Source organism: Shewanella algidipiscicola (genome assembly GCF_900380485.1).
Taxonomy (GTDB): Bacteria; Pseudomonadota; Gammaproteobacteria; order Enterobacterales; family Shewanellaceae; genus Shewanella; species Shewanella algidipiscicola.
Genome location: NZ_OXJV01000001.1, coordinates 502,687 through 522,989, shown reverse-complemented (window position 1 = coordinate 522,989; position 20,303 = coordinate 502,687). Strand labels below are relative to the sequence as shown.

The window sequence follows — 20,303 nt, the reverse complement described above, 5'->3', positions numbered from 1 at the left end:
GCGATGCTATCAGTGTTATTCGCTGGCCATCCGGCTGCGCTTATCGGCGCGGCGCGCCATATACCATGAGATAAAGGCTATCAGTGACACCAGTAAAATGATCAAGGTTGCTAGCGCATTGATTTTAGGTGAGACCCCCATCCTTACCGACGAGAACACTACCATAGGCAGCGTGGTCGCACCTGGACCAGAGGCAAAGCTGGCGATCACGAGATCATCGAGCGATAAGCTAAATGACAACAACCAACCGGCGATTAAGGCAGGTGAAATCATCGGCACCGTGATATAGAAAAAGGTCTTGAGCGGAGTCGCGCCTAAATCTTGCGCCGCCTCCTCTATCGACATATCTAACTCACGTAAGCGCGACGACACCACCACAGCAACATAAGCGGCGCAGAAGGTAGAGTGGGCAATCCATACCGTCAACATACCGCGCTCAGCAGGCCAACCAAACAGATCTGCCATATGGACAAACAACAACAATAATGACAACCCCGTGATCACTTCAGGCATAACCAGAGGCGCCGTGATCATGTTCGACAAGGTTAACCTGCCCCATGAGCGAGCAAAGCGTGTCATCACAAACGCGGCCATGGTGCCCAAGATCACCGCCATAGTTGAGGCGAAGAAAGCCACTTTTAAACTGGTGGCAACCGCATCTAAAATTTGCTCATCGCGAAACAACTCGCCATACCACTTAGCCGAAAAGCCGCCCCATACCGTCACCAATTTCGACTCGTTAAATGAGTAGAACACCAAGATAAACATAGGCGCGTAGAGAAATATCATCCCAGCCCACAGCATAACGGTAGAAAAGCTGAGTTTTTTTAGTCTGTTACTCATATCTTTTTCTCCATGCTTCTTGACTGATAACGGTGAAACAACGTGATAGGAATGATCAATAGCGCCAGCATCACAATCGCAAGCGATGAGGCTACAGGCCAATCACGGTTATTAAAGAACTCCTGCCATAACACCTTACCTATCATCAGAGAATCTGGGCCTCCCAATAGCTCAGGAATAACAAACTCGCCCACCACAGGGATAAAGACCAACATGGAGCCTGCAATCACCCCGCCCTTAGATAGAGGCAAAGTGATCTTCCAGAAGGTATTTAAGCTGCGCGACCCTAAATCGGCCGCCGCTTCGAGTAAACTGCCATCTAGCTGAGATAAGTTGGCATACAGAGGTAAAATCATAAACGGCAGATAGGTGTAAATAATACCGATATAAACCGCAAAGTTGGTGTTAAGCATTTGAATTGGGTCTGAAATAACCCCCAACCACATCAACACATTATTGATCACACCGTTATTACTTAATATGCCCATCCAGGCATAAACGCGGATCAAGAATGAGGTCCATGAGGGCAACATCACCAGTAAAATCAACACGGTTTGATGTTGCTTCGGCGCTCTGGCAATGGCATATGCCATCGGATACCCCACCAGCAGACACCCAATCGTAGTGATACAGGCCATTTTCAATGACCCTAAATAGGCATTCACATACAGGGAGTCTTCAAACACCAAGATGTAATTGCCCAGATTAAGTAAGATCTGTAGCGACTCATCGGCATATTGAAACAGTGCATCGTAAGGCGGGATCGCGATCGCTGGCGACGATAGACTGATCTTCAATACAATCGCAAATGGCAAGGCAAAGAACATCAATAACCACAGGTAAGGCACGCCTATGGTCAAATGTTGCCCTTTAAAAAATCGTTCTCTTAGCGATTTTTTTCGCTTTATCGCGACCCCACTCATGATCTTAATACCACTCCACTGGTGGCCTCCCATCCGATAAACACCTTCTCCTCCCAGGTGGGGGAATCAGAGCGGCGATCGCTGTTGGTCATCACCGACTGAACCAGTTGGCCACTGCTTAAGCGAATGTAGTAAACCGAAATGCCACCAAGGTAAGCGATATCTTCCACGACACCTGCACACCAATTATATTGTCCATGGGGTTGCTCTCGGCTGATCTGCGTTTTTTCCGGTCTAATCGCTAACCATACTTGCGTGGTGTCTACGCTAGTCGATACCCCGTAACCTACGTAGAATGGCTGGTCTATATTGGGGGATTGGATAATTACATGGTCAACCTCATCTTCGACAATATCGCCTTCAAATAAGTTAACCGAGCCAATGAACTCAGCCACCATACGGTTAGCAGGACTTTCATAGATATCGATTGGTGAGCCCGTCTGCACTATCCAGCCATCGCTCATAATGGAGATACGCTCTGCCATGGTCATGGCTTCTTCTTGATCATGGGTTACCATCACACAGGTCACACCGACCGCCTCAAGAATATCGACCACCTCGAGCTGCATCTGGGTACGTAGCTTTTTATCCAGTGCGCCCATGGGCTCATCGAGCAGCAGCAATTTAGGCCGCTTAGCAAGCGAGCGAGCGAGTGCGACACGCTGACGCTGACCACCAGAAAGTTGGTTAGGCTTACGTTTAGCGTAAGCTTCCATATGCACCAGTTTCAACATCTCTTGCACACGAGTATCAATTTCGGCTTTAGACATTTTGTCTTGCTTTAAACCAAAGGCGATATTTTGCGCCACCGTCATATGCGGAAATAACGCATAAGATTGAAACATCATATTGATAGGACGCTCGTAGGGCGGCATATCGGTAATATCTTCACCGTCAAGATAAATACGGCCTTCAGAGGGTTTTTCAAAACCGGCTAATATGCGCAGCAATGTTGACTTGCCTGAACCAGATCCCCCTAATAGGGCAAAAATCTCTCCTCGATTAATACTCAATGACACATCGTCCACTGCGCGAACGTCGTCAAATAATTTGCTGACCCTATCGATCTTCAGCAATACTTCTCCTTGCGTCTTTGTTGTCGGTTTATTGGTGACGCCCGAATTGTTGGTCATAGTACTTCTCCACGACAGTGCCTTACTGGCACTTACTGCAACACTAAAAATGAAAAGTGAATAAAAAGGGCAAACCTATTGGCTCGCCCTTATTGAGTGGATCACATGCCCGATTTGACCTTAGTCCACACGCGAGTCATAGCGCGCTGTGCTTTCATTGGACGCACATCGGCAACATATAAACGCTCAAGTACTTCAGGCGTTGGGTAGATAGCCGGATCGTTTAAAATATCTTCGTCGACAAACTCTTGCGCTGGCACATTAGGATTAGCGTAAGCTACGTAGTTCGTGATAGGCGCGATAACCTCAGGGCGTAGCAGGTAGTTAATAAAGGTATGCGCATTTTTGGCATTCTTGGCGTCTGCCGGGATAGCTAGCATATCAAACCACAAGTTTGCCCCTTCTTTAGGAATGGCATAACCAATCTCTTGGCCATTTTCAGCTTCCTCGGCACGCGCTGCAGCTTGAAACACATCGCCAGAATAACCAAAGGCAACACAGATATCGCCATTAGCTAAATCGGTAATGTAACGTGATGAATGGAAATAGGTCACGTAAGGACGTACTTTCGACAATACTTCACCCGCTTTGACATAATCATCGCTATTGGTACTGTTAGGATCTAGACCAAGGTACACAAGCGCCATCGGCAGCATCTCATCGGCAGAGTCGAGGAAAGACATACCACATTTAGACACTTTTTCAGCATACTTTGGATTAAATAGCAGCTCGAGTGAGTCAACGGGTGCGTCTTCCCCTAGGACTTCCTTCACCTTCGCAACATTATAACCAATGCCTGTGGTGCCCCATAAATAGGGAACCGAATACTCATTACGCGGATCGGCCGCTTCAAGTTGCTTCATCAATTCAGGCTTGAGGTTGTTATAGTTACTCAGCTGGCTTTTATCGAGCTTTTGAAACGCACCCGCATTAATTTGTTTAGCAAGAAAGTTATTCGATGGCACGACTAAATCATAGCCTGAACGACCCGATAGCAGTTTAGCTTCAACCACCTCATTACTGTCAAAGACATCGTATACCACTCTAATACCCGTCTCTTTTTCAAAATTAGCCAGAGTATCTTCGGCGATATAATCAGACCAGTTATACACATGTACTACTTCTTCTGCATTAGCCATCGAACAGGCAAACACACCAGCCGTGACGACGGCTACCGTAGACATTTTCTTTAAAAGATTCATGCTATCTCCTTATTTAGCTTGCCAGTAATGTCATCAAGACTTACTGCCGTTGCATGGCCGAGAATGACGGCTTTCGTTGTTATAATTATCCAATGCTACAGCCAGTTAAACGCATCGGTAGATTGCTTCACACTTTACAAAATCTAATAAATTAATATATTTATCAACCTACTAGATGAATTAGAGACCAGATTTAGCTTTCGTCCAGGCTCTCGTCATAGCCCGCTGAACACGCAGAGGGCGAACCTCACGTATATACAAGTTTTTCAGCACCGCGTCGCTAGGATAGATCCCCGGATTATTACGGATCGCCTCATCGACCAAGGCTTGCGCCGGATCATTTGGATTAGCGTAAGCCACATAATTAGAGATCTCAGCTATCACATCTGGACGCAGCAGATAGTTGATAAACAGATGCGCATTATGCTTGTTCTCTGCATCGGCAGGGATCGCCAACATATCAAACCACAAATAGGCGCCCTCTTTGGCTATGGCATATTCAACCTCTTGACCATTGCCTGCCTCTTCGGCGCGCGCCGCAGCTTGAAATACATCGCCAGAAAAACCAAATGCCACACAGGTATCGCCATTGGCTAAATCGGTGATATAGCGCGATGAATGAAAATAGGTAACGTAAGGACGCACCCGCTCAATGGCTTCACCGGCAGCCTGATAATCATCAGGATCGGTACTGTTAGGATCGCGCCCCAAGTAAGATAAAGCTTGCGACATCATTTCGTCGGCAGAATCCATCATAGACAAGCCACAGCTAGCAATCTTTTGCGCATATTGAGGATCGAAAATGAGTGCTAAGGAATCCACCGGCGCATCGTCGCCTAATACCGCTTTGACTTTATCGACATTATAACCAATGCCTGTGGTTCCCCAGAGGTACGGCACCGAATAACGGTTCTGTGGATCGGCTTTTTCAAGCTGTGTCATCAAATCGGCGTTAAGATTACCTAAATTGGTTAGCTTACTTTTATCCAGTGGGGCAAAGGCACCGACCTTAATCTGTTTGGCGAGAAAGTCATTCGATGGCACCACAATATCGTAGCCTGAATGGCCCGATAACAACTTGGCTTCGACCATTTCGTTGCTATCGAACACATCATAAATCACCCGGACACCCGTTTCTTTGTAGAAGTTATCCAAGGTATCTTTGGCGATATAATCGTTCCAATTATACACTTTCAACACTTCTTCACTGTAGACCGCACCGCTGGCCAATGCCGATAATGCGATCAAACAAGATGCGGTTACCCGCTTCAATAATGTCATCGTTTTCTCCCTTGCTACGCCGCTTTCACGGGTAAGACTGTTTGTCATAGTGATAGCCAATTTGCTTGTAACCTTTATCGTTATGGACCAAGGCCGCACAATGGCAACCTTGGCGTGGTTATTATCTACAATGCTACAGCTTACATCCGCATCGAACTGTTTCAGCCCTCTTTGTATCCTCTCCTAGATTAAGGCGCTACGGCGCGATTATTTTTGCGTTAAAAGCGCCATAGGTTAGAGTTGCGTCTGGGTTTGCTTATGGACAACGGGAGGCGCCCATGACACTATTAGTTATACTGTAAGTAACAGGAACTCACGCTCCCAAGAGCTGATCACGCGGCGGTAGTTTTCCAAATCCGCTTGCTTGACCGCAATATAGCCATTGGTGAATGCCTCACCTAAATATTCACGCACCGCTAGGCTTTCAGACATTACTGCTAAGGCCTCTTCCAGTGTTAACGGCAAACTATTACCGAGTCGATTCTCGTTAGCGCGCCCTTGCACTGGCGTCGATGGTTTCACATCTTCAACCATACCCATAAAACCACACAGTAGTGTCGCTGCGATGGCCAAATAGCTGTTAGCATCGGCGCCGGCTATGCGGTTTTCGATACGACGGTTTTGTGGCGATGACTCAGGAATACGTAGACCACAGGTGCGGTTTTCATCACCCCACTCCAAATTAACGGGGGCCGATGTCCCCGGCAGGAAGCGTCTAAACGAGTTCACATTGGGCGCCATCAAAGGTAACAGCTCTGGAATATATTTTTGTAAGCCACCGATATAACTTAAAAATTTAGCGCTCTTGGTGCCATCTTCGTTGGTAAAAATGTTTTTACCTGTCTTAACATCGACCACACTTTGATGAATATGCATCGCACTGCCTGGTTCATCGGTAACCGGCTTCGCCATAAAGGTGGCACACACGTTATGCTTCAGTGCAGCTTCACGTAACGTACGCTTAAACACAAACACTTGATCTGCCAGTGATAACGCATCACCGTGACTGAAGTTAATCTCCATTTGGGCTGTGCCCTCTTCATGGATCAGGGTATCGATATCTAAGCCTTGCGCTTCACACCAGTCATACATATCTTCAAACAGTGGATCGTATTCATTAGCGGCATCGATTGAAAACGACTGACGACCAGACTCACGGCGTCCACTTCGACCAATAGGTGGGCTCAATGGGATATCAGGATCTTCGTTGGGCTTGGTAAGATAAAATTCCATCTCCGGCGCGACAACGGGTTTCCAGCCTTTATCTTCATAAAGCTTTAATACTTTTTTAAGCAGGTTACGCGGTGACAATTCTATCGGGTTGCCCATTTTGTCATAGGTATCGTGGATCACTTGCGCGGTGGCCTCTACACACCAAGGCAACATAAAGATGGCTTTATCATCGGGGACACAAACAAAATCAATATCGGCTTTGTCGAGTAAAGAGTCGTAAATTTCATCGTCGACATAGTCACCCGTCACCGTTTGCAATAATACGCTCTCAGGCAGACGCATGCCTTTTTCGTCAATAAACTTGGCTACTGGGGCTATCTTGCCACGGGCAATCCCCGTCATATCACTGATAACACATTCAACTTCTGTAATTTTATTTTCTTTTAAATAGCTGATTAACTTTTTCATTTTTATTATCTCGTTCGTTGCGCTGCTCTTTGTTGGCAGGCTTTATTAAAGGCGGTAAAAATTGCGCGATAAAAAGGATTGTCTAATACCTTCCATTCCGGATGAAACTGCACACCTAGCGCAAAATTTTTCGCATCTTTGACGGAAAACGCCTCGACTAATCCATCGGGAGCGTAAGCTTCTGGCCGCAATCCAATGCCCAAGCGGTCGACACCTTGAGTATGTACAGAGTTAACCTCTGCTAAATTGCGGCCCCATGCCTCGTGGAGCAGTCCTCCGGGTTCAATCTGGATCGGATGCGATATCCCATACTGAACCTCTACTGATGCGGTTTTATCTTCGCGGTGTTCAATATAACCACCCACTTGATATAATTCTTGATGCAATGAGCCACCATAAACCACATTCATTTCTTGAAATCCTCGGCAGATAGCCAGCACGGGCACTCCAGCTGCTATCGCCGCCTTTAACAAAGGCAATGTGGTCGCATCGCGTTTAGGATCATGTAATGTATCAGGGGCACTTGGTGCCCCCTCGTAATGATGAGGCTCAATATTTGAGGGGGACCCGGTAAAAAGAATGCCATCTAGACGAGGCAGGATCGCCGCCGCGGGGCAGTGACCTAAAGATGGGATAACCAGTGGCCAAGCACTGGTTGCGTCGGCAATACTTAGTAGATATTTGTCGCCTACAATATTAAACGGATGTAGGCCTAGTTGTTGATTACAAGCTGTCACGCCAATAACAGCAAGTCCTTCCTCAGACATAGATCACCTGTTGATGTAGTTATTTTTCTTATAGTTGTTAATAATGAGCAAAGACTAACTTTATGTTCATTTTTTCACACACTACACTGAAAAATAACACGAGGCAACAGGTGTTGCATACAAAAAACAAACACTCGAGCAACAAAACTATTAAAACCGAATCAAAACAACAAAACGATCGCTAAACAGATTGTTTAACGCAGCTGCAGCGGCTAATGGTTCGAAGCAAACCATAGTATCAGGCATCGTTTACCATTCTATAATGCCGCCCCCACCCTCATAGTAAGTGGGCAAAATTATTTACACATAAAGCGAAAAATGGGCTGATACAAAAAGGAAAATGGCGTTACTGACAATATAAAGTAACGCTCATAGGGTATATTGGCCTAAAAATTTGCGGGGGTAGTTGCGCTCACGATACGACATGACACATCAAATGGATTGCGAAATCTATGGGGTAATTCACTGTTAAAGTAGTAACTATCACCAGCGCAGAGAACAAACACTTCATCGCCAACGGTGACCTCAATTTGCCCCTCAATCACCATAGCAGCCTCTTCACCTTCGTGTTGCAGCATCTCTTCACCGGTATCGGCGCCAGGGGGGTATACTTCATTCATCACTGACATGGCGCGGTTAGGATAATCCCGACCAATCAATTTGTAATCGAGGTTACCATCACCAATGTCCAACAGTTCGCCTGCGCGATAAACCACCTTTTGTTCACTCGGCTGGCTTGTTTCGATAGAAAAAAAGTCCACCAATGACATAGGCAGCCCAGATAATACTTTCTTTAATGAACTGACCGAAGGACTCACACTGTTCTTTTCTATCATAGAGATAGTGCTATTGGTTACGCCTGCGCGTTTGGCCAACTCTCGTTGGGATAACCCCTTCATTTTCCGAACAGCTTTGAGATTTGCACCTATATCCAAAAAACATCTCCTATCCAGCCGATTGGCGGCAAAACAATTTGTCATACTAGTTTGTATCAAACAAAAAAGCATGTTAAATATAATCAACAAGTGTGAATTATAACTAACCCGAAGGCTAAAAGTACACTACTCGTCGGGTAGATTAAGTCGAATAACAACAATAAAACCCGATTTAGGAGCCAAAATGCCCAGTAAGCCGCCTATCCACAGTGATCATTACCCCCAGTCCTACTACTTCGCCACGGCTAACGCATTAGAGCCACAACCTAAACTGACCGAACACATCAAAGTAGATGTCTGCATTATCGGCGGTGGCTTTAGCGGTATCAACACTGCTATTGAGCTGGCTCAAAAGGGCTTTAGCGTGGCCTTGCTTGAAGCCAAACGCATTGGATGGGGGGCATCGGGGCGAAATGGCGGTGAGCTTATTCGCGGCATAGGCCATAATGTGGAGCAGTTTCGCAATGAGATAGGAGCCGAGGGGGTACAGGCGATCCATGAGATGGGGTTTGAAGCCGTCGACATAGTCAAAAACCGTATTAAACAACATAATATCGACTGTAACCTACAGATGGGTTACTGCGATCTCGCCATCAAACCTCGTCATATGACAGAGCTTGAAGCGGATTACCAAGAGATGGTTGCTCAAGGGCGCGGTGAAGGATTTACCTTGCTACACAAGCACCAAATCAAAGAGGTGATTGGCTCCGACTGTTATAGCGGCGCATTGGTTGACATGAACAGTGGCCACCTGCATCCACTCAATCTTGCGTTAGGCGAAGCTCGGGTGGCTCGTGCTTTAGGGGTGCAGATGTTTGAATACAGCGCCGCCACAAAAATTATCAAGGGCCAACGCCCGACCGTCATCACCGAGCAGGGACAAGTGGATTGCCAATATGTGGTGCTGGCAGGCAATGCCTATATTGGCCATGAACTCGAAAGTTATGTCGGCGGTAAAGTACTACCTGCAGGCAGTTACTTGCTGGCGACAGAGCCCCTGACTCAGGCCCAGTGTGACGAGATAATCCCCAAAAATATGGCCTTTGCCGATCTGCGTATCGACTTAGATTACTTTCATTTATCACAAGATAATCGCTTACTATTTGGCGGCCTGTGCACCTATTCGGGTAAAGATCCTAAAGACATCAATGCCGCACTGCGCCCCAACTTAGAAAAGGTCTTTCCGCAGTTAAAAGGGGTCAAAATTGACTACGAATGGGGAGGGATGATAGGCATTGGCGCTAATCGTTTACCGCAAATAGGACGCCTACCCGACTGTCCCAATATTCTCTATGCGCAAGCCTATGCGGGCCATGGGGTTAACGCCACCCATATGGCGGCCAAGCTCATCAGTGAAGCACTGACGGCTCAGGCTGAGCGCTTTGATATTTTTGATAAGGTGCAGCATATGACTTTTCCTGGTGGGCCGACCTTTAGATCGCCCATGCTGGCAGCCGGTATGCTCTACCATAGATTTAAAGATCTGTTTTAATCGATAACGATTTTCGCTAGCTGAAATGCAATTTAATACAATCGCCAAAAGGAGCTATGAGCTCCTTTTTTATGATTGTTAAATTGAGGTTTACGACTCTTATTGCGACGGCTTAACGACGACTTCAATTAATAAGAGAAGCGGTTAAGCATCGGGTGAAACACCAGGTTCACAGGGGCTAATGGGCAAGTGATGATGACGGCCCCATTCGCTCCAAGATCCATCATAAAGCAGCGTTTTACTGCAGCCCGATGCCACAGCGGCCAAAATCAATATACAAGCTGTAATGCCTGAGCCACAAGTAAATATCCGCTCGATATTATCACCACCGTCCTGTTGAGCAAATAACGCTTGTAACACTGGCGTTGCTTGTAATTTATGCCCATCAAGCACCTCGCTAAACGGCAGATTAATCGAACCTGGAATATGACCACGGCGCACATTGGGGCGAGGTTCTGCCACTTCACCATTAAAACGCGAGGCGGCGCGGGCATCAAACACGTGTGCATCGTCGGCATCAAATCGCGCCAATACATATGCCATATCGCATACTAAGCCCGCTTGATATTGGCCCTTGAAGTGACCTTGACGCTGGTGTTGGAGATACTGATCGGCCGTGGTGCGCCCCTCAAGCAGCCACTGCGATAAGCCACCATCGAGCACAAACACACGCTCAAACCCCATCACTTTAAACATCCACCAGGCACGTGGTGATGAATAAATACCTTGATTATCATAAATAACCACAGTGCTATCACTGTCGATACCGAAATTGCCAATACCTTGATTAAACTGTTCGACACTAGGCATGGCATGCACTTGTGTAGCGCTGGTATCGCAAAAAACTGTTTCTAAATCGATTTTCTGCGCCCTAGGTATGGCGATAAATTTATCATAAACAATAGGCGTCTTGCCTATGACGTTATCCATACTGGCGTCGAGAATAATGACATCTGCTTCAAATAGATTGGCTTCAAGCCATGCAGTGCTAACTAAAGGGTATTGCATTGTGACTCCAAACTGGCTGTGCCAATTGAAAAATCATGATTGTTTGGCAACATATACGAATAACCTAGCTCGGTACAAGCAAAAAAATACCGATAACAATCTCGGTATCAACTGTAGCTATACAATCTGCGCCCCTGCCTAGTGGGATGTAAATGCTCCCCATAAAAAACCGCACACTATGCATAATGATAGCGTGCGGTTACGGGGTTATCGCCAGCAACGCTTAGCGAGTAACTGGGCGACAGGCGGTGCTACTTTAAGGCCTTTGACTTAAAGCGCAATCCAAGTGGCCTTGATTTCAGTGTATTTATCAAAGGCATGCAGCGACTTGTCACGACCATTGCCCGACTGTTTATAGCCACCAAATGGCGCCGTCATATCACCGCCATCGTAATGGTTAATCCAAACCATGCCACTGCGCAGTGCCTTGGCAGTTTTATGCGCCTTGCTGATATCGCTCGTCCATACGCCAGCAGCCAGTCCATAGATAGTGTCATTGGCGATACGAATGGCGTCATCCATGCCCTCAAAACTTATCACAGACAACACAGGACCAAAGATCTCCTCTTTAGCGATGGTCATCTGATTGTTCACATTGGCAAAGATGGTTGGAGCCACATACACACCACCCGACTCAGCCATCACCTGCTCGCCGCCTTGCACTAAGCTTGCCCCCTCGGCAACACCTGAGCGGATATAGGCCAATACGTTATCGAGCTGCTGCTGGTCAACAACCGCGCCACAAGTGGTGTCAGGATCGAGAGGATGACCCGGTTGCCATGCTTGCATCTCGGCGGCGATCAAGCCTATCAACTCATCCTTAACCCCAGCTTCCACCAGCAAACGAGAGCCAGCGGTGCACACCTCACCCTGATTAAATGCAATGGCCGATGCTGCGGCAATGGCCGCTTCTTGCAAATTAGGCGCATCGTTAAAGACGATATTGGGACTCTTGCCCCCCGCCTCTAACCAGACTCGCTTCATATTAGACTCGCCAGCATAAATCATTAATTGCTTAGCTATTTTAGTTGAGCCTGTAAACACTAAGGTATCAACATCCATATGCAAGGCTAATGCCTTACCCACAGTGTGCCCGAACCCTGGTAACACATTGAGCACCCCCTTAGGGATCCCGGCCTCGATGGCTAGCTGTGCCACACGAATAGCGGTTAACGGCGATTTTTCTGATGGTTTTAATACCACACTGTTACCGGTTGCCAGCGCAGGGCCGAGTTTCCAGCAGGCCATTAACAACGGAAAATTCCACGGCACAATGGCCGCGACAACGCCCACGGCTTCGCGGGTGATCATGCCTATTTCGTTATGAGCCGTTGGCGCAATTTCATCGTAAATTTTATCAACCGCCTCTCCCGACCATCGCAGCGCTCTAGCAGCACCAGCAACATCCACGCAGGTGGAATAGCGAATAGGCTTCCCCATATCTAAGGTTTCTAATAAGGCTAATTCATCTTGATGTTGCTCAAGCAGTGAGGCAAAACGAATCATTACCTGCTTACGTTTAACGGGCGCCATCTGTGACCAATCACCGCGTTCAAACACGGCTCTACTACTTGCCACGGCAATATCGGCATCGGCAAGATCGCAACAGGCCACTTGCGCCAACACCTTGCCATCAATAGGGCTAATACAATCAAATGTCTCACCAGACACCGCAGCGCAATATTCGCCATTGATAAATGCCTGACCATTAATTGATAGCGAATCTGCCATCTGCTGCCACTGTTCTCGACTTTGGGGAGTACTCATTCTGACCTCTTAGCGGGTGATAAATCATCATAACGTTTGCAATCAACTTGCAGCGCGCTATTAAAAATAGCTACGCGTCTGGCTGCCTAGATTACGCCTTTCGTTAATAAAATTTCAATATTTTTTACAAAAAGATATTTTTTGCTACAAATAACGCACAAATCACTTTCATGTTCATTATTTCTGACATAGCATAGCAAATATCGACCACTCAAAAAAACAACAAATAAACCGAATCAAGGTAGATGATATGGAACACGATAATAAGACAGGGCAAACACTCGACCACTATTGGATGCCATTTACCGCTAACAGACAGTTTAAACAGAGCCCGCGACTACTCGCTCAAGCAGAAGGTATGTATTACACCGATGTGCACGGCCGTGCAGTGCTCGATGGTACTGCAGGCCTGTGGTGTTGCAACGCAGGACATGGCCGCAAGGCCATTTCTGAGGCGGTGAGTAAACAGATCCACGAAATGGATTACGCCCCCTCGTTTCAGATGGGCCATCCTCTGGCATTCCAACTAGCCGAGCGCCTTGCCGACATCGCGCCCGCTGGCATCAATAAAGTGTTCTTTACTAACTCAGGTTCTGAGTCAGTCGATACGGCATTGAAGATTGCCCTCAATTATCATCGCGCCCGAGGTGAAGCCACTCGCACCCGCTTTATCGGACGTGAGTTGGGCTACCATGGCGTCGGCTTTGGTGGGATTTCGGTCGGCGGCATCGGCGGTAACCGCCGCACCTTTAGCCAGCAGTTACTCCAAGGGGTCGATCACCTGCCTCACACCTTAGACATCAACACCAATGCCTTTTGCAAAGGGCTACCCGAAACCGGAGCAGAAAAAGCCGATGTGCTAGAGCAATTGGTTGCCTTGCATGGTGCTGAAAATATCGCGGCTGTGATTGTCGAGCCTATGTCAGGCTCTGCTGGGGTGATTTTACCGCCACAGGGTTACCTTAAGCGGCTACGTGAAATCACTAAAAAGCATGGCATCTTATTAATTTTTGATGAAGTGATCACAGGTTTTGGCCGCGTAGGTGATGCATTTGCGAGCCAGCGCTGGGATGTCAAACCCGACATGATCACCACGGCAAAAGCACTCAATAATGGCACCATTCCCATGGGCGCAGTGCTGATTGATGATGCGATTTATGATGCCAGCATGGATGCCCCCGAAGGCGCCATTGAGCTGTTCCATGGCTACACCTATTCAGGCCATCCAGTGGCCGCGGCAGCAGCATTAGCCACGCTCGATATTTATCAAGAAGAGCAACTCTTTGCCCGCTCGCGCTCACTTGAAGATTATTTTGAACAGGCGGTGCATAGCTTAAAAGGGCTGCCCAACCTTATCGACATTCGTAATACCGGCCTAGTCGCAGGCCTGCAATTTAGCCCAAGCGAAAAAGGCATAGGCAAACGCGGCTTTGGCATTTTTGAGACCTGCTTTAATAACGGCACCTTAGTCAGAGCGACCGGCGATATCATCGCCCTATCACCGCCACTGATTGTCGATAAACAGCAAATAGACCACATGGTCAATACGCTCAGTGATGCCATCACTGCGGTGGGCTAGTCGGCCAGCGTCCATCGAATCCATCTTTATATACCATTTTTAGGAATACCAGTGTTATGCAACAGATAAACCATTACATCAACGGACAGCACAGCAACCAGAGTGAGCGTTCAAGCGCCGTATTTGAACCCGCCACCGGCGAACAAAGAGCCAGTGTCTCTTTAGCCAGCGCTGCAGAAGTGGCCGGCGCCATTGAGCTGGCGAAGAAAGCCCATGGCCCTTGGTCACAGATGACGCCGCTGAATCGCTCACGCATCTTATTTAAGTTTAAAGCCTTAGTCGAAGCCAACATGGATGAACTCGCGGCGATGATCACCCGCGAACACGGCAAAGTACTCGATGACGCCAGGGGCGAAATCATCCGTGGTTTGGAAGTGGTCGAATTTGCCTGTGGTATCCCCCACCTTTTAAAAGGCGAGCATACCGAGCAAGTGGGTGGTGGCGTCGATGCATGGACATTGAATCAATCCTTAGGTGTGGTGGCCGGTATTGCGCCCTTTAACTTCCCTGTTATGGTGCCCATGTGGATGTTCCCTATCGCCATCGCCGCAGGTAACACCTTTATCATGAAGCCGTCAGAAAAAGATCCTAGCTCAGTGATGCGCATGGCCGAACTGCTTAGCGAAGCGGGTTTACCTGATGGCGTATTTAATGTCGTCAATGGCGATAAAGAGGCGGTCGATACCCTGTTAACCCACCAAGATGTTCAGGCAGTGAGTTTTGTAGGCTCGACCCCTATAGCGCAATACATCTATGAAACCGCCTCGAAACATGGCAAGCGCGTCCAAGCATTAGGCGGCGCTAAAAATCACATGTTACTGATGCCAGACGCCGATCTTGACCAAGCCGTAAGCGCATTGATGGGCGCGGCTTACGGGTCTGCAGGAGAGCGCTGCATGGCCATTTCGGTGGTACTCGCTGTAGGTGATGCCGGTGATGCATTAGTCGACAAACTGCTACCGCAAATTAAGGCGTTACGAGTGGGTAATGGCCTAGAAACGGATATGGATATGGGGCCGCTCGTGTCGGCGCAGCATCTTGACAAGGTTCGCAGTTATGTTGATATCGGCGTGGCCGAAGGCGCGACACTGCTTGCCGATGGCCGTCAATTGAGCGTTGCCGATCACCAGCAGGGTTATTTCCTTGGAGGCTGCCTGTTTGACCACGTCACACCAGAAATGACCATATATAAAGAGGAGATCTTTGGCCCAGTACTGGCAATTGTACGCGTTAAAGATTATGCCCAAGCCCTTCAGCTGATCAACGAGCATGAATTTGGTAACGGCACCGCCATCTTTACCCAAAGCGGCGAAGCGGCGCGCCACTTCTGTCATCACGTTCAAGTGGGAATGGTCGGTGTCAATGTGCCTATCCCTGTGCCAATGGCGTTCCACAGTTTTGGCGGCTGGAAGCGTTCTTTATTTGGACCACTGCACATGCATGGCCCCGATGGCGTACGTTTTTACACCAAGCGCAAAGCGATCACCGCTCGCTGGCCTAAACCGAAAGAGGCGCAGGCTGAGTTTGTTATGCCGACAATGAAATAAACCTATAAAACGATTAAAAAACAGGTGAAGTTCTCACTGCACCTGTATATGTTTAACCATTGGAGATGTAATGACAACACAAGTCGATGCCATCGTTAACTTAGCTCAGCATACTGCAAAGATTGAGCACTATGAGGTGGCCAAAGAGAAAGTGATCTCTGGTGACCCAAAACAACAGCTCGAAAACCATTATTCCAGCCCATGCGATCAGTTTCACACTGGTGTATGGCAAGGCGAAAAAGGCAGCTGGAAGGTCAATTACACTGAGCACGAATATTGCGAAATTTTAGCGGGAAGCAGCCAGATCACCGACAGCTTAGGCAATAGCATTACCGTGACAAAAGGCGATCGCTTTGTGATCCCAGCAGGCTTCGCCGGAGTGTGGAAAGTAATTGAACAATGTAGAAAAATTTACGTCATCTTTGAACCGAAGTAACTGAGTTCGATTGTGAGTAATCGCCATGCTGTCTCAGCAATTGCAGCTGTTGTTTGGCTAAATTTGGTATTTTTACTCGTTTAATAATACCGATGTCAACAAAGTGAAATGGAGATATTACCGTGCATAAAAAATTTAATAAGAAACGGATTGCCCAAGTGGCAGGTTTGACCTTAGCCGCAACCTTACTCTCACCATTAGCGCAAGCTGAAGTATCTGGCGAAGTCAGTGTCACTAACGACTACCGCTTTCGTGGCGTGTCACAATCGGCTGGCGATTTTGCCATACAAGCTAGTATCGATTACAGCATGGACAGTGGCTTCTTCGTTGGCGCTTGGGGCAGTAATGTCGACTTTGATGATCCAGAAGATGGTAATGGTGCCGACATAGAGGTCGATCTCTATGCAGGCTACGCGGGAGCCATTGGTGAAGAAGTCGAATATGACGTAACTTTGCTTTACTACACCTACCCAGGTGATGATGTCTCGCAAGATTACCTTGAAGGCGCTGTCGGCTTCTATTTTGCCAACTTCCATGCAGCCTATTGGTATACTAATGACTATGGTGGGAGCGACTTAGATTATCACTACACTGAGCTAAACTACGGTTGGGAATTTGCCGACAACTGGAGCCTAGACCTGCATGTAGGCTACAACTTTGGCGATGCCCCTGATGATGATATGGGTAAATATGTCGACTACTCAATTGGTGTCTCAACAGAGCTTGCTGGCATCGGCTTATCTGCCGCTTGGTTAGATAACGATATCGATAGCGAGTACCAATTTGATGAAGGCAGCTTCCGTAATGACAGCACTTTCTTAGTCTCGGCAAGTTACGCTTTTTAAGCACTTAACCTGATATGAAGTGCAGAGCACTCATTGCCCATCAAAAAACCGCCATTTGGCGGTTTTTAACTATCACTCAATACATTTACCTGTAACGCATTTAACATAAGCCGACACTAGTCGGTTAATTTAGGGCTTTCACCATTACGGATCTTATCGGCCAGTAAGCGCCACTCCTGCCCTAGTTGCTCATGATTTTGTTTTCGCTCTGGAAAAGTCGTAGATAAACGCTCAACCAATTCAGCTTGTTGTTCACATAAACGCGCCCAGCGGCGTGCATTAGAAAGCTGCATAATGTCATCCTTAACTGATATAAATCGATCCCTGATGATCACCCATTTAGCTAACACCACTACAGATGCGATAACATTGTAGTACAGACCTCTCAGGTACCGGCCTTAGTGACGTCTTAACCTATTGGTGTTGGCCACTAAAAGCCACTGGTGCCAGCAGGTCAAAAATAAGTATAGTCATCTTTTAAAAAGTTGATCTGCAGCGCTATGAAAAAGCCGCCAGCGGGAGTATCTTGATTAAAAAGTGCAAAAAGGAGCTAGCATGACAGCGACAGTACTCAAAGTTATCTTTATTCTTGTCGGTTTAATATTGATATATAAGCTTATTTTTAGTGGTAAGAAAGGACTTACTCTGTTTGAGATGCATTTTAAACAGGGACGCATGACCGAACACAAAGGCAAAATCCCCGAAAAGTTTCTGCGTGAATGTAAGGCGATCGCCAAGGCAGAAAAACTCACCTGTGTGGTGCGTGCAGAAAAAGCCGGCGAGGTTCGCTTGCATGTCTCAGCCAATGTGGGCGATAGCATTACCCAGCGTATTCGCAATGTATTTCCATTCGAATACTATGATAAAAAAACCATCGACAAATCACGCCAAGCAGGTTAATCAAGCAAGGCTTGCCTAATGCTCAAGTTAACCTTGAGCGTTAGGGCTAGTTAGGGGGGAAAGCCTATTATTGGTACAGCCGACCATCACGACGCGCCTCATCGATGATCCGCTGATTATCTGTCGCCATAGGATCCTGTATCTCGACAGGCCCGTCATTAGCATCCTGTTCAACTTCAACATTGATAGGGCTTATGCAAGCAGTTAACATAAGTAGTCCTACCGAGAGCAACATTAAGATTACAGTGGTTAATGGCTGATGTTTCATCTCAACGTTTCCGTCCAGCAAAGTACTCTAGCGCCCAGACCAAAGCGATCCCTGCGCACATGGCGACAAGCGCCCAAATTAACTGTGACGGTTGGCCGGTAATGACCTCAAACTGCATAGGGGATAGGTTTTGTTCTAACAGTGGAACTTGCTCACCATGGGAGTTAGTGCGCCACGTCAGTACTTGTTTCCATGGCCAAATTTTACCTAAGGTGCCCAGCATCAAACCGGTCAAAAAAATCAATGTGGCGTCATGATACTTGCGCAGTAATGCCGATAAGAGATGACTAAATGACAGCAAACCAACAATACAGCCCGCCGCAAAAGTCGCCAACACTGCCACATCGATATTTTTTGCCGCGCTCAGCACCGAGGTATACAGGCCCAGTAAGAGCAAAATAAAGCTGCCGGAGATCCCCGGTAAAAGCATGGCACAAATCGCAATACAACCACCAATAAAGATATTTAAGTAGGTCATCTCCATCACGATAGGGTTGAGCATGGTGATGCCCCACGCAAATACAGCGCCAATCGCAAACAAGGCTAAACGCACCAGACTAAAGCCTTGCACCTGCTTTAACATATGCACCACAGAGATAATGATCAGACCAAAGAAAAATGACCACACAGGAATTGGATGAGCCACCAAAAGATAGGTGATCAATTTAGCCAAGGTGAAGATGCTGGTCAAAATACCACCAAACACCGCTAGTAAAAATGGGCCATTGATATGGTCAAATGCGGCCTTAATTCCCTGCTGACGAACTAACTTAATCAGATTAGGGTTAATGCGACGGATACTCTCTAGTAAGGTGTCTAAAATCCCGGTAATAAATGCAATCGTGCCACCCGAAACGCCCGGCACCACATCGGCGGCGCCCATCGCCATGCCCTTTAAATAAGTCAGCAGGTATTTCACTCAAAATCCTTATGTTAATGATTATCGCTTAGGCTCTGAGCCTCTAATGAGGGGATTATACCCATGCTCTCGATGCAAGTGGAAATGAACTTTGCTTCATTCATCTCTGTCGTCACTGTCGCGCGCTACAGTGCCCCTATTGTTAACTAATTGTGATTAGGCTAATCTAGTCACTCATCAGACCAGATAAATATCATCATAGACACTCATAATGAAACAGAAACCCACCAAAGTTATGCGCCTCTACCACAGACTGACCAAACTTCCCCTTGGCAATAAGATTTTCTCCATCATGGTGGCGCGCATGGCCCCCTATTTTGGCACGATACGCCCGTTGATCACCGAGTTACGCCCCAATTACTGCCAATGCCTGATCAAAAAACGTAAGGCGGTGCACAATCATATTCAGACCGTGCATGTTATCGCTATCTGTAATGGCTTAGAAATGGCCATGGGTGTGATGGCAGAGGCCTCTATTCCGGCGCACTTAAGGTGGATCCCCAAGGGGATGAGTGTCGACTATACCGCAAAGGCGGGCAGTGATATCCGCTGCGAAGCTGTGGTACAACCCGAGCAATGGGTAGAGGGCGATCTATTAGTGCCCGTAACCGCTTATGATCAACATGATGTTGTCGTTGTTAAAGGGCATATCAAACTGTGGATCTCGGCCAAACCAGCCAAATCATCAGCTTAAGCTGTTGTTAAAAAAGTAATTATGTCACGGTGCGCATTAATCACCACAAGGCCAGATAATCTAACGACTCACCTTGCGCACGCGCCCGCGGCCCTCACTAGAGATGCCAACCCTGACCATGGC

The 20,303-nt window shown here is 47.3% G+C and carries 20 protein-coding genes; 7 read left to right on the top strand and 13 right to left on the bottom strand.

What is annotated here, in order from left to right; all coding sequences use genetic code 11:
* Positions 1-15: 15 nt before the first annotated feature.
* The 8 genes from DN599_RS02330 to DN599_RS02295 form a co-directional block, all read right to left on the bottom strand.
* A complete protein-coding gene (locus DN599_RS02330) occupies positions 16-843 on the bottom strand; it encodes an ABC transporter permease subunit (RefSeq protein WP_110456042.1) in 828 nt (275 codons plus the stop codon).
* Positions 840-1,766 (bottom strand): ABC transporter permease subunit, encoded by a 927-nt coding sequence (locus DN599_RS02325; RefSeq protein ID WP_110456760.1) that lies wholly within the window; start codon positions 1,764-1,766, stop codon positions 840-842. Before DN599_RS02325 ends, DN599_RS02330 begins: the two co-directional genes overlap by 4 nt.
* Positions 1,763-2,899, bottom strand: a complete 1,137-nt coding sequence (gene potA / locus DN599_RS02320; protein ID WP_110456041.1) for a polyamine ABC transporter ATP-binding protein — start codon at positions 2,897-2,899, stop codon at positions 1,763-1,765. The genes DN599_RS02325 and potA overlap by 4 nt, the downstream gene beginning before the upstream one ends.
* Positions 2,900-3,000: 101 nt before the next feature.
* Positions 3,001-4,101, bottom strand: a complete 1,101-nt coding sequence (locus tag DN599_RS02315; protein ID WP_110456040.1) for a polyamine ABC transporter substrate-binding protein — start codon at positions 4,099-4,101, stop codon at positions 3,001-3,003.
* A gap of 180 nt (positions 4,102-4,281) precedes the next feature.
* Positions 4,282-5,382: a polyamine ABC transporter substrate-binding protein gene (locus DN599_RS02310; RefSeq protein ID WP_110456039.1), complete on the bottom strand. Its 1,101-nt coding sequence runs from the start codon at positions 5,380-5,382 to the stop codon at positions 4,282-4,284.
* A gap of 291 nt (positions 5,383-5,673) precedes the next feature.
* Positions 5,674-7,023, bottom strand: a complete 1,350-nt coding sequence (locus DN599_RS02305; protein WP_110456038.1) for a glutamine synthetase family protein — start codon at positions 7,021-7,023, stop codon at positions 5,674-5,676.
* Between the two features lie 5 nt (positions 7,024-7,028).
* A complete protein-coding gene (locus DN599_RS02300) occupies positions 7,029-7,790 on the bottom strand; it encodes a gamma-glutamyl-gamma-aminobutyrate hydrolase family protein (protein WP_110456037.1) in 762 nt (253 codons plus the stop codon).
* A gap of 386 nt (positions 7,791-8,176) precedes the next feature.
* Positions 8,177-8,725, bottom strand: a complete 549-nt coding sequence (locus tag DN599_RS02295; protein WP_110456036.1) for a cupin domain-containing protein — start codon at positions 8,723-8,725, stop codon at positions 8,177-8,179.
* A gap of 184 nt (positions 8,726-8,909) precedes the next feature.
* Here DN599_RS02295 and DN599_RS02290 point away from each other — a divergent pair, with 184 nt between their 5' ends.
* Positions 8,910-10,217 (top strand): NAD(P)/FAD-dependent oxidoreductase, encoded by a 1,308-nt coding sequence (locus tag DN599_RS02290; protein WP_110456035.1) that lies wholly within the window; start codon positions 8,910-8,912, stop codon positions 10,215-10,217.
* Between the two features lie 144 nt (positions 10,218-10,361).
* Here DN599_RS02290 and DN599_RS02285 read toward each other — a convergent pair whose 3' ends face one another.
* Positions 10,362-11,225 (bottom strand): sulfurtransferase, encoded by an 864-nt coding sequence (locus DN599_RS02285; RefSeq protein ID WP_110456034.1) that lies wholly within the window; start codon positions 11,223-11,225, stop codon positions 10,362-10,364.
* A 270-nt stretch (positions 11,226-11,495) separates the two neighbouring features.
* The gene (locus tag DN599_RS02280) at positions 11,496-12,992 is read right to left on the bottom strand and encodes an aldehyde dehydrogenase (RefSeq protein ID WP_110456033.1); all 1,497 of its coding nucleotides are present in this window, start codon (positions 12,990-12,992) and stop codon (positions 11,496-11,498) included.
* A 250-nt stretch (positions 12,993-13,242) separates the two neighbouring features.
* Between DN599_RS02280 and aptA the strand changes: the two genes are divergently transcribed.
* The 4 genes from aptA to DN599_RS02260 all read left to right on the top strand — a co-directional run bounded on the left by aptA (position 13,243) and on the right by DN599_RS02260 (position 17,399).
* Positions 13,243-14,571, top strand: a complete 1,329-nt coding sequence (gene aptA, locus DN599_RS02275; RefSeq protein ID WP_110456032.1) for an omega-aminotransferase AptA — start codon at positions 13,243-13,245, stop codon at positions 14,569-14,571.
* 56 nt (positions 14,572-14,627) lie between these two features.
* Positions 14,628-16,118 carry a CoA-acylating methylmalonate-semialdehyde dehydrogenase gene (locus tag DN599_RS02270; RefSeq protein WP_110456031.1) on the top strand — a complete coding sequence of 497 codons (1,491 nt, stop codon included), beginning with the start codon at positions 14,628-14,630 and terminating at the stop codon, positions 16,116-16,118.
* Between the two features lie 70 nt (positions 16,119-16,188).
* Positions 16,189-16,554, top strand: a complete 366-nt coding sequence (locus DN599_RS02265) for a cupin domain-containing protein (protein WP_110456030.1) — start codon at positions 16,189-16,191, stop codon at positions 16,552-16,554.
* A 122-nt stretch (positions 16,555-16,676) separates the two neighbouring features.
* Positions 16,677-17,399: a TorF family putative porin gene (locus DN599_RS02260; protein WP_110456029.1), complete on the top strand. Its 723-nt coding sequence runs from the start codon at positions 16,677-16,679 to the stop codon at positions 17,397-17,399.
* Between the two features lie 116 nt (positions 17,400-17,515).
* Here the strand turns inward: DN599_RS02260 and DN599_RS18715 are convergent, their stop codons facing one another.
* Positions 17,516-17,692, bottom strand: a complete 177-nt coding sequence (locus DN599_RS18715) for a hypothetical protein (RefSeq protein WP_204165086.1) — start codon at positions 17,690-17,692, stop codon at positions 17,516-17,518.
* 262 nt (positions 17,693-17,954) lie between these two features.
* Between DN599_RS18715 and DN599_RS02255 the strand changes: the two genes are divergently transcribed.
* Positions 17,955-18,299 (top strand): DUF3634 family protein, encoded by a 345-nt coding sequence (locus tag DN599_RS02255; protein WP_110456028.1) that lies wholly within the window; start codon positions 17,955-17,957, stop codon positions 18,297-18,299.
* Positions 18,300-18,366: 67 nt separating this feature from the next.
* Here the strand turns inward: DN599_RS02255 and DN599_RS02250 are convergent, their stop codons facing one another.
* Together DN599_RS02250 and DN599_RS02245 are read right to left on the bottom strand one after the other, a co-directional pair.
* Positions 18,367-18,510: a hypothetical protein gene (locus DN599_RS02250; protein WP_162599135.1), complete on the bottom strand. Its 144-nt coding sequence runs from the start codon at positions 18,508-18,510 to the stop codon at positions 18,367-18,369.
* Positions 18,511-18,568: 58 nt separating this feature from the next.
* On the bottom strand, positions 18,569-19,486 hold the full coding sequence (locus DN599_RS02245) for a polyprenyl-phosphate transporter (RefSeq protein WP_110456026.1): 918 nt from the start codon (positions 19,484-19,486) through the stop codon (positions 18,569-18,571).
* 211 nt (positions 19,487-19,697) lie between these two features.
* On the opposite strand from DN599_RS02245, the gene DN599_RS02240 reads away from it, so the two are divergent.
* Positions 19,698-20,180 carry a hotdog fold domain-containing protein gene (locus DN599_RS02240; protein ID WP_110456025.1) on the top strand — a complete coding sequence of 161 codons (483 nt, stop codon included), beginning with the start codon at positions 19,698-19,700 and terminating at the stop codon, positions 20,178-20,180.
* Positions 20,181-20,303: the final 123 nt, after the last annotated feature.

Bases quoted from the DNA above. Each gene is read 5' to 3' on its own strand.
- aptA (WP_110456032.1), top strand. From the start codon at position 13,243: ATGGAACACGATAATAAGACAGGGCAAACACTCGACCACTATTGGATG.
- DN599_RS02265 (WP_110456030.1), top strand. From the start codon at position 16,189: ATGACAACACAAGTCGATGCCATCGTTAACTTAGCTCAGCATACTGCA.
- DN599_RS18715 (WP_204165086.1), bottom strand. From the start codon at position 17,692: ATGCAGCTTTCTAATGCACGCCGCTGGGCGCGTTTATGTGAACAACAA.
- DN599_RS02310 (WP_110456039.1), bottom strand. From the start codon at position 5,382: ATGACATTATTGAAGCGGGTAACCGCATCTTGTTTGATCGCATTATCG.
- DN599_RS02280 (WP_110456033.1), bottom strand. From the start codon at position 12,992: ATGAGTACTCCCCAAAGTCGAGAACAGTGGCAGCAGATGGCAGATTCG.
- DN599_RS02270 (WP_110456031.1), top strand. From the start codon at position 14,628: ATGCAACAGATAAACCATTACATCAACGGACAGCACAGCAACCAGAGT.
- DN599_RS02255 (WP_110456028.1), top strand. From the start codon at position 17,955: ATGACAGCGACAGTACTCAAAGTTATCTTTATTCTTGTCGGTTTAATA.
- DN599_RS02325 (WP_110456760.1), bottom strand. From the start codon at position 1,766: ATGAGTGGGGTCGCGATAAAGCGAAAAAAATCGCTAAGAGAACGATTT.
- DN599_RS02330 (WP_110456042.1), bottom strand. From the start codon at position 843: ATGAGTAACAGACTAAAAAAACTCAGCTTTTCTACCGTTATGCTGTGG.
- DN599_RS02240 (WP_110456025.1), top strand. From the start codon at position 19,698: ATGAAACAGAAACCCACCAAAGTTATGCGCCTCTACCACAGACTGACC.
- DN599_RS02285 (WP_110456034.1), bottom strand. From the start codon at position 11,225: ATGCAATACCCTTTAGTTAGCACTGCATGGCTTGAAGCCAATCTATTT.
- DN599_RS02300 (WP_110456037.1), bottom strand. From the start codon at position 7,790: ATGTCTGAGGAAGGACTTGCTGTTATTGGCGTGACAGCTTGTAATCAA.
- DN599_RS02305 (WP_110456038.1), bottom strand. From the start codon at position 7,023: ATGAAAAAGTTAATCAGCTATTTAAAAGAAAATAAAATTACAGAAGTT.
- DN599_RS02290 (WP_110456035.1), top strand. From the start codon at position 8,910: ATGCCCAGTAAGCCGCCTATCCACAGTGATCATTACCCCCAGTCCTAC.
- potA (WP_110456041.1), bottom strand. From the start codon at position 2,899: ATGACCAACAATTCGGGCGTCACCAATAAACCGACAACAAAGACGCAA.
- DN599_RS02315 (WP_110456040.1), bottom strand. From the start codon at position 4,101: ATGAATCTTTTAAAGAAAATGTCTACGGTAGCCGTCGTCACGGCTGGT.
- DN599_RS02250 (WP_162599135.1), bottom strand. From the start codon at position 18,510: ATGTTAACTGCTTGCATAAGCCCTATCAATGTTGAAGTTGAACAGGAT.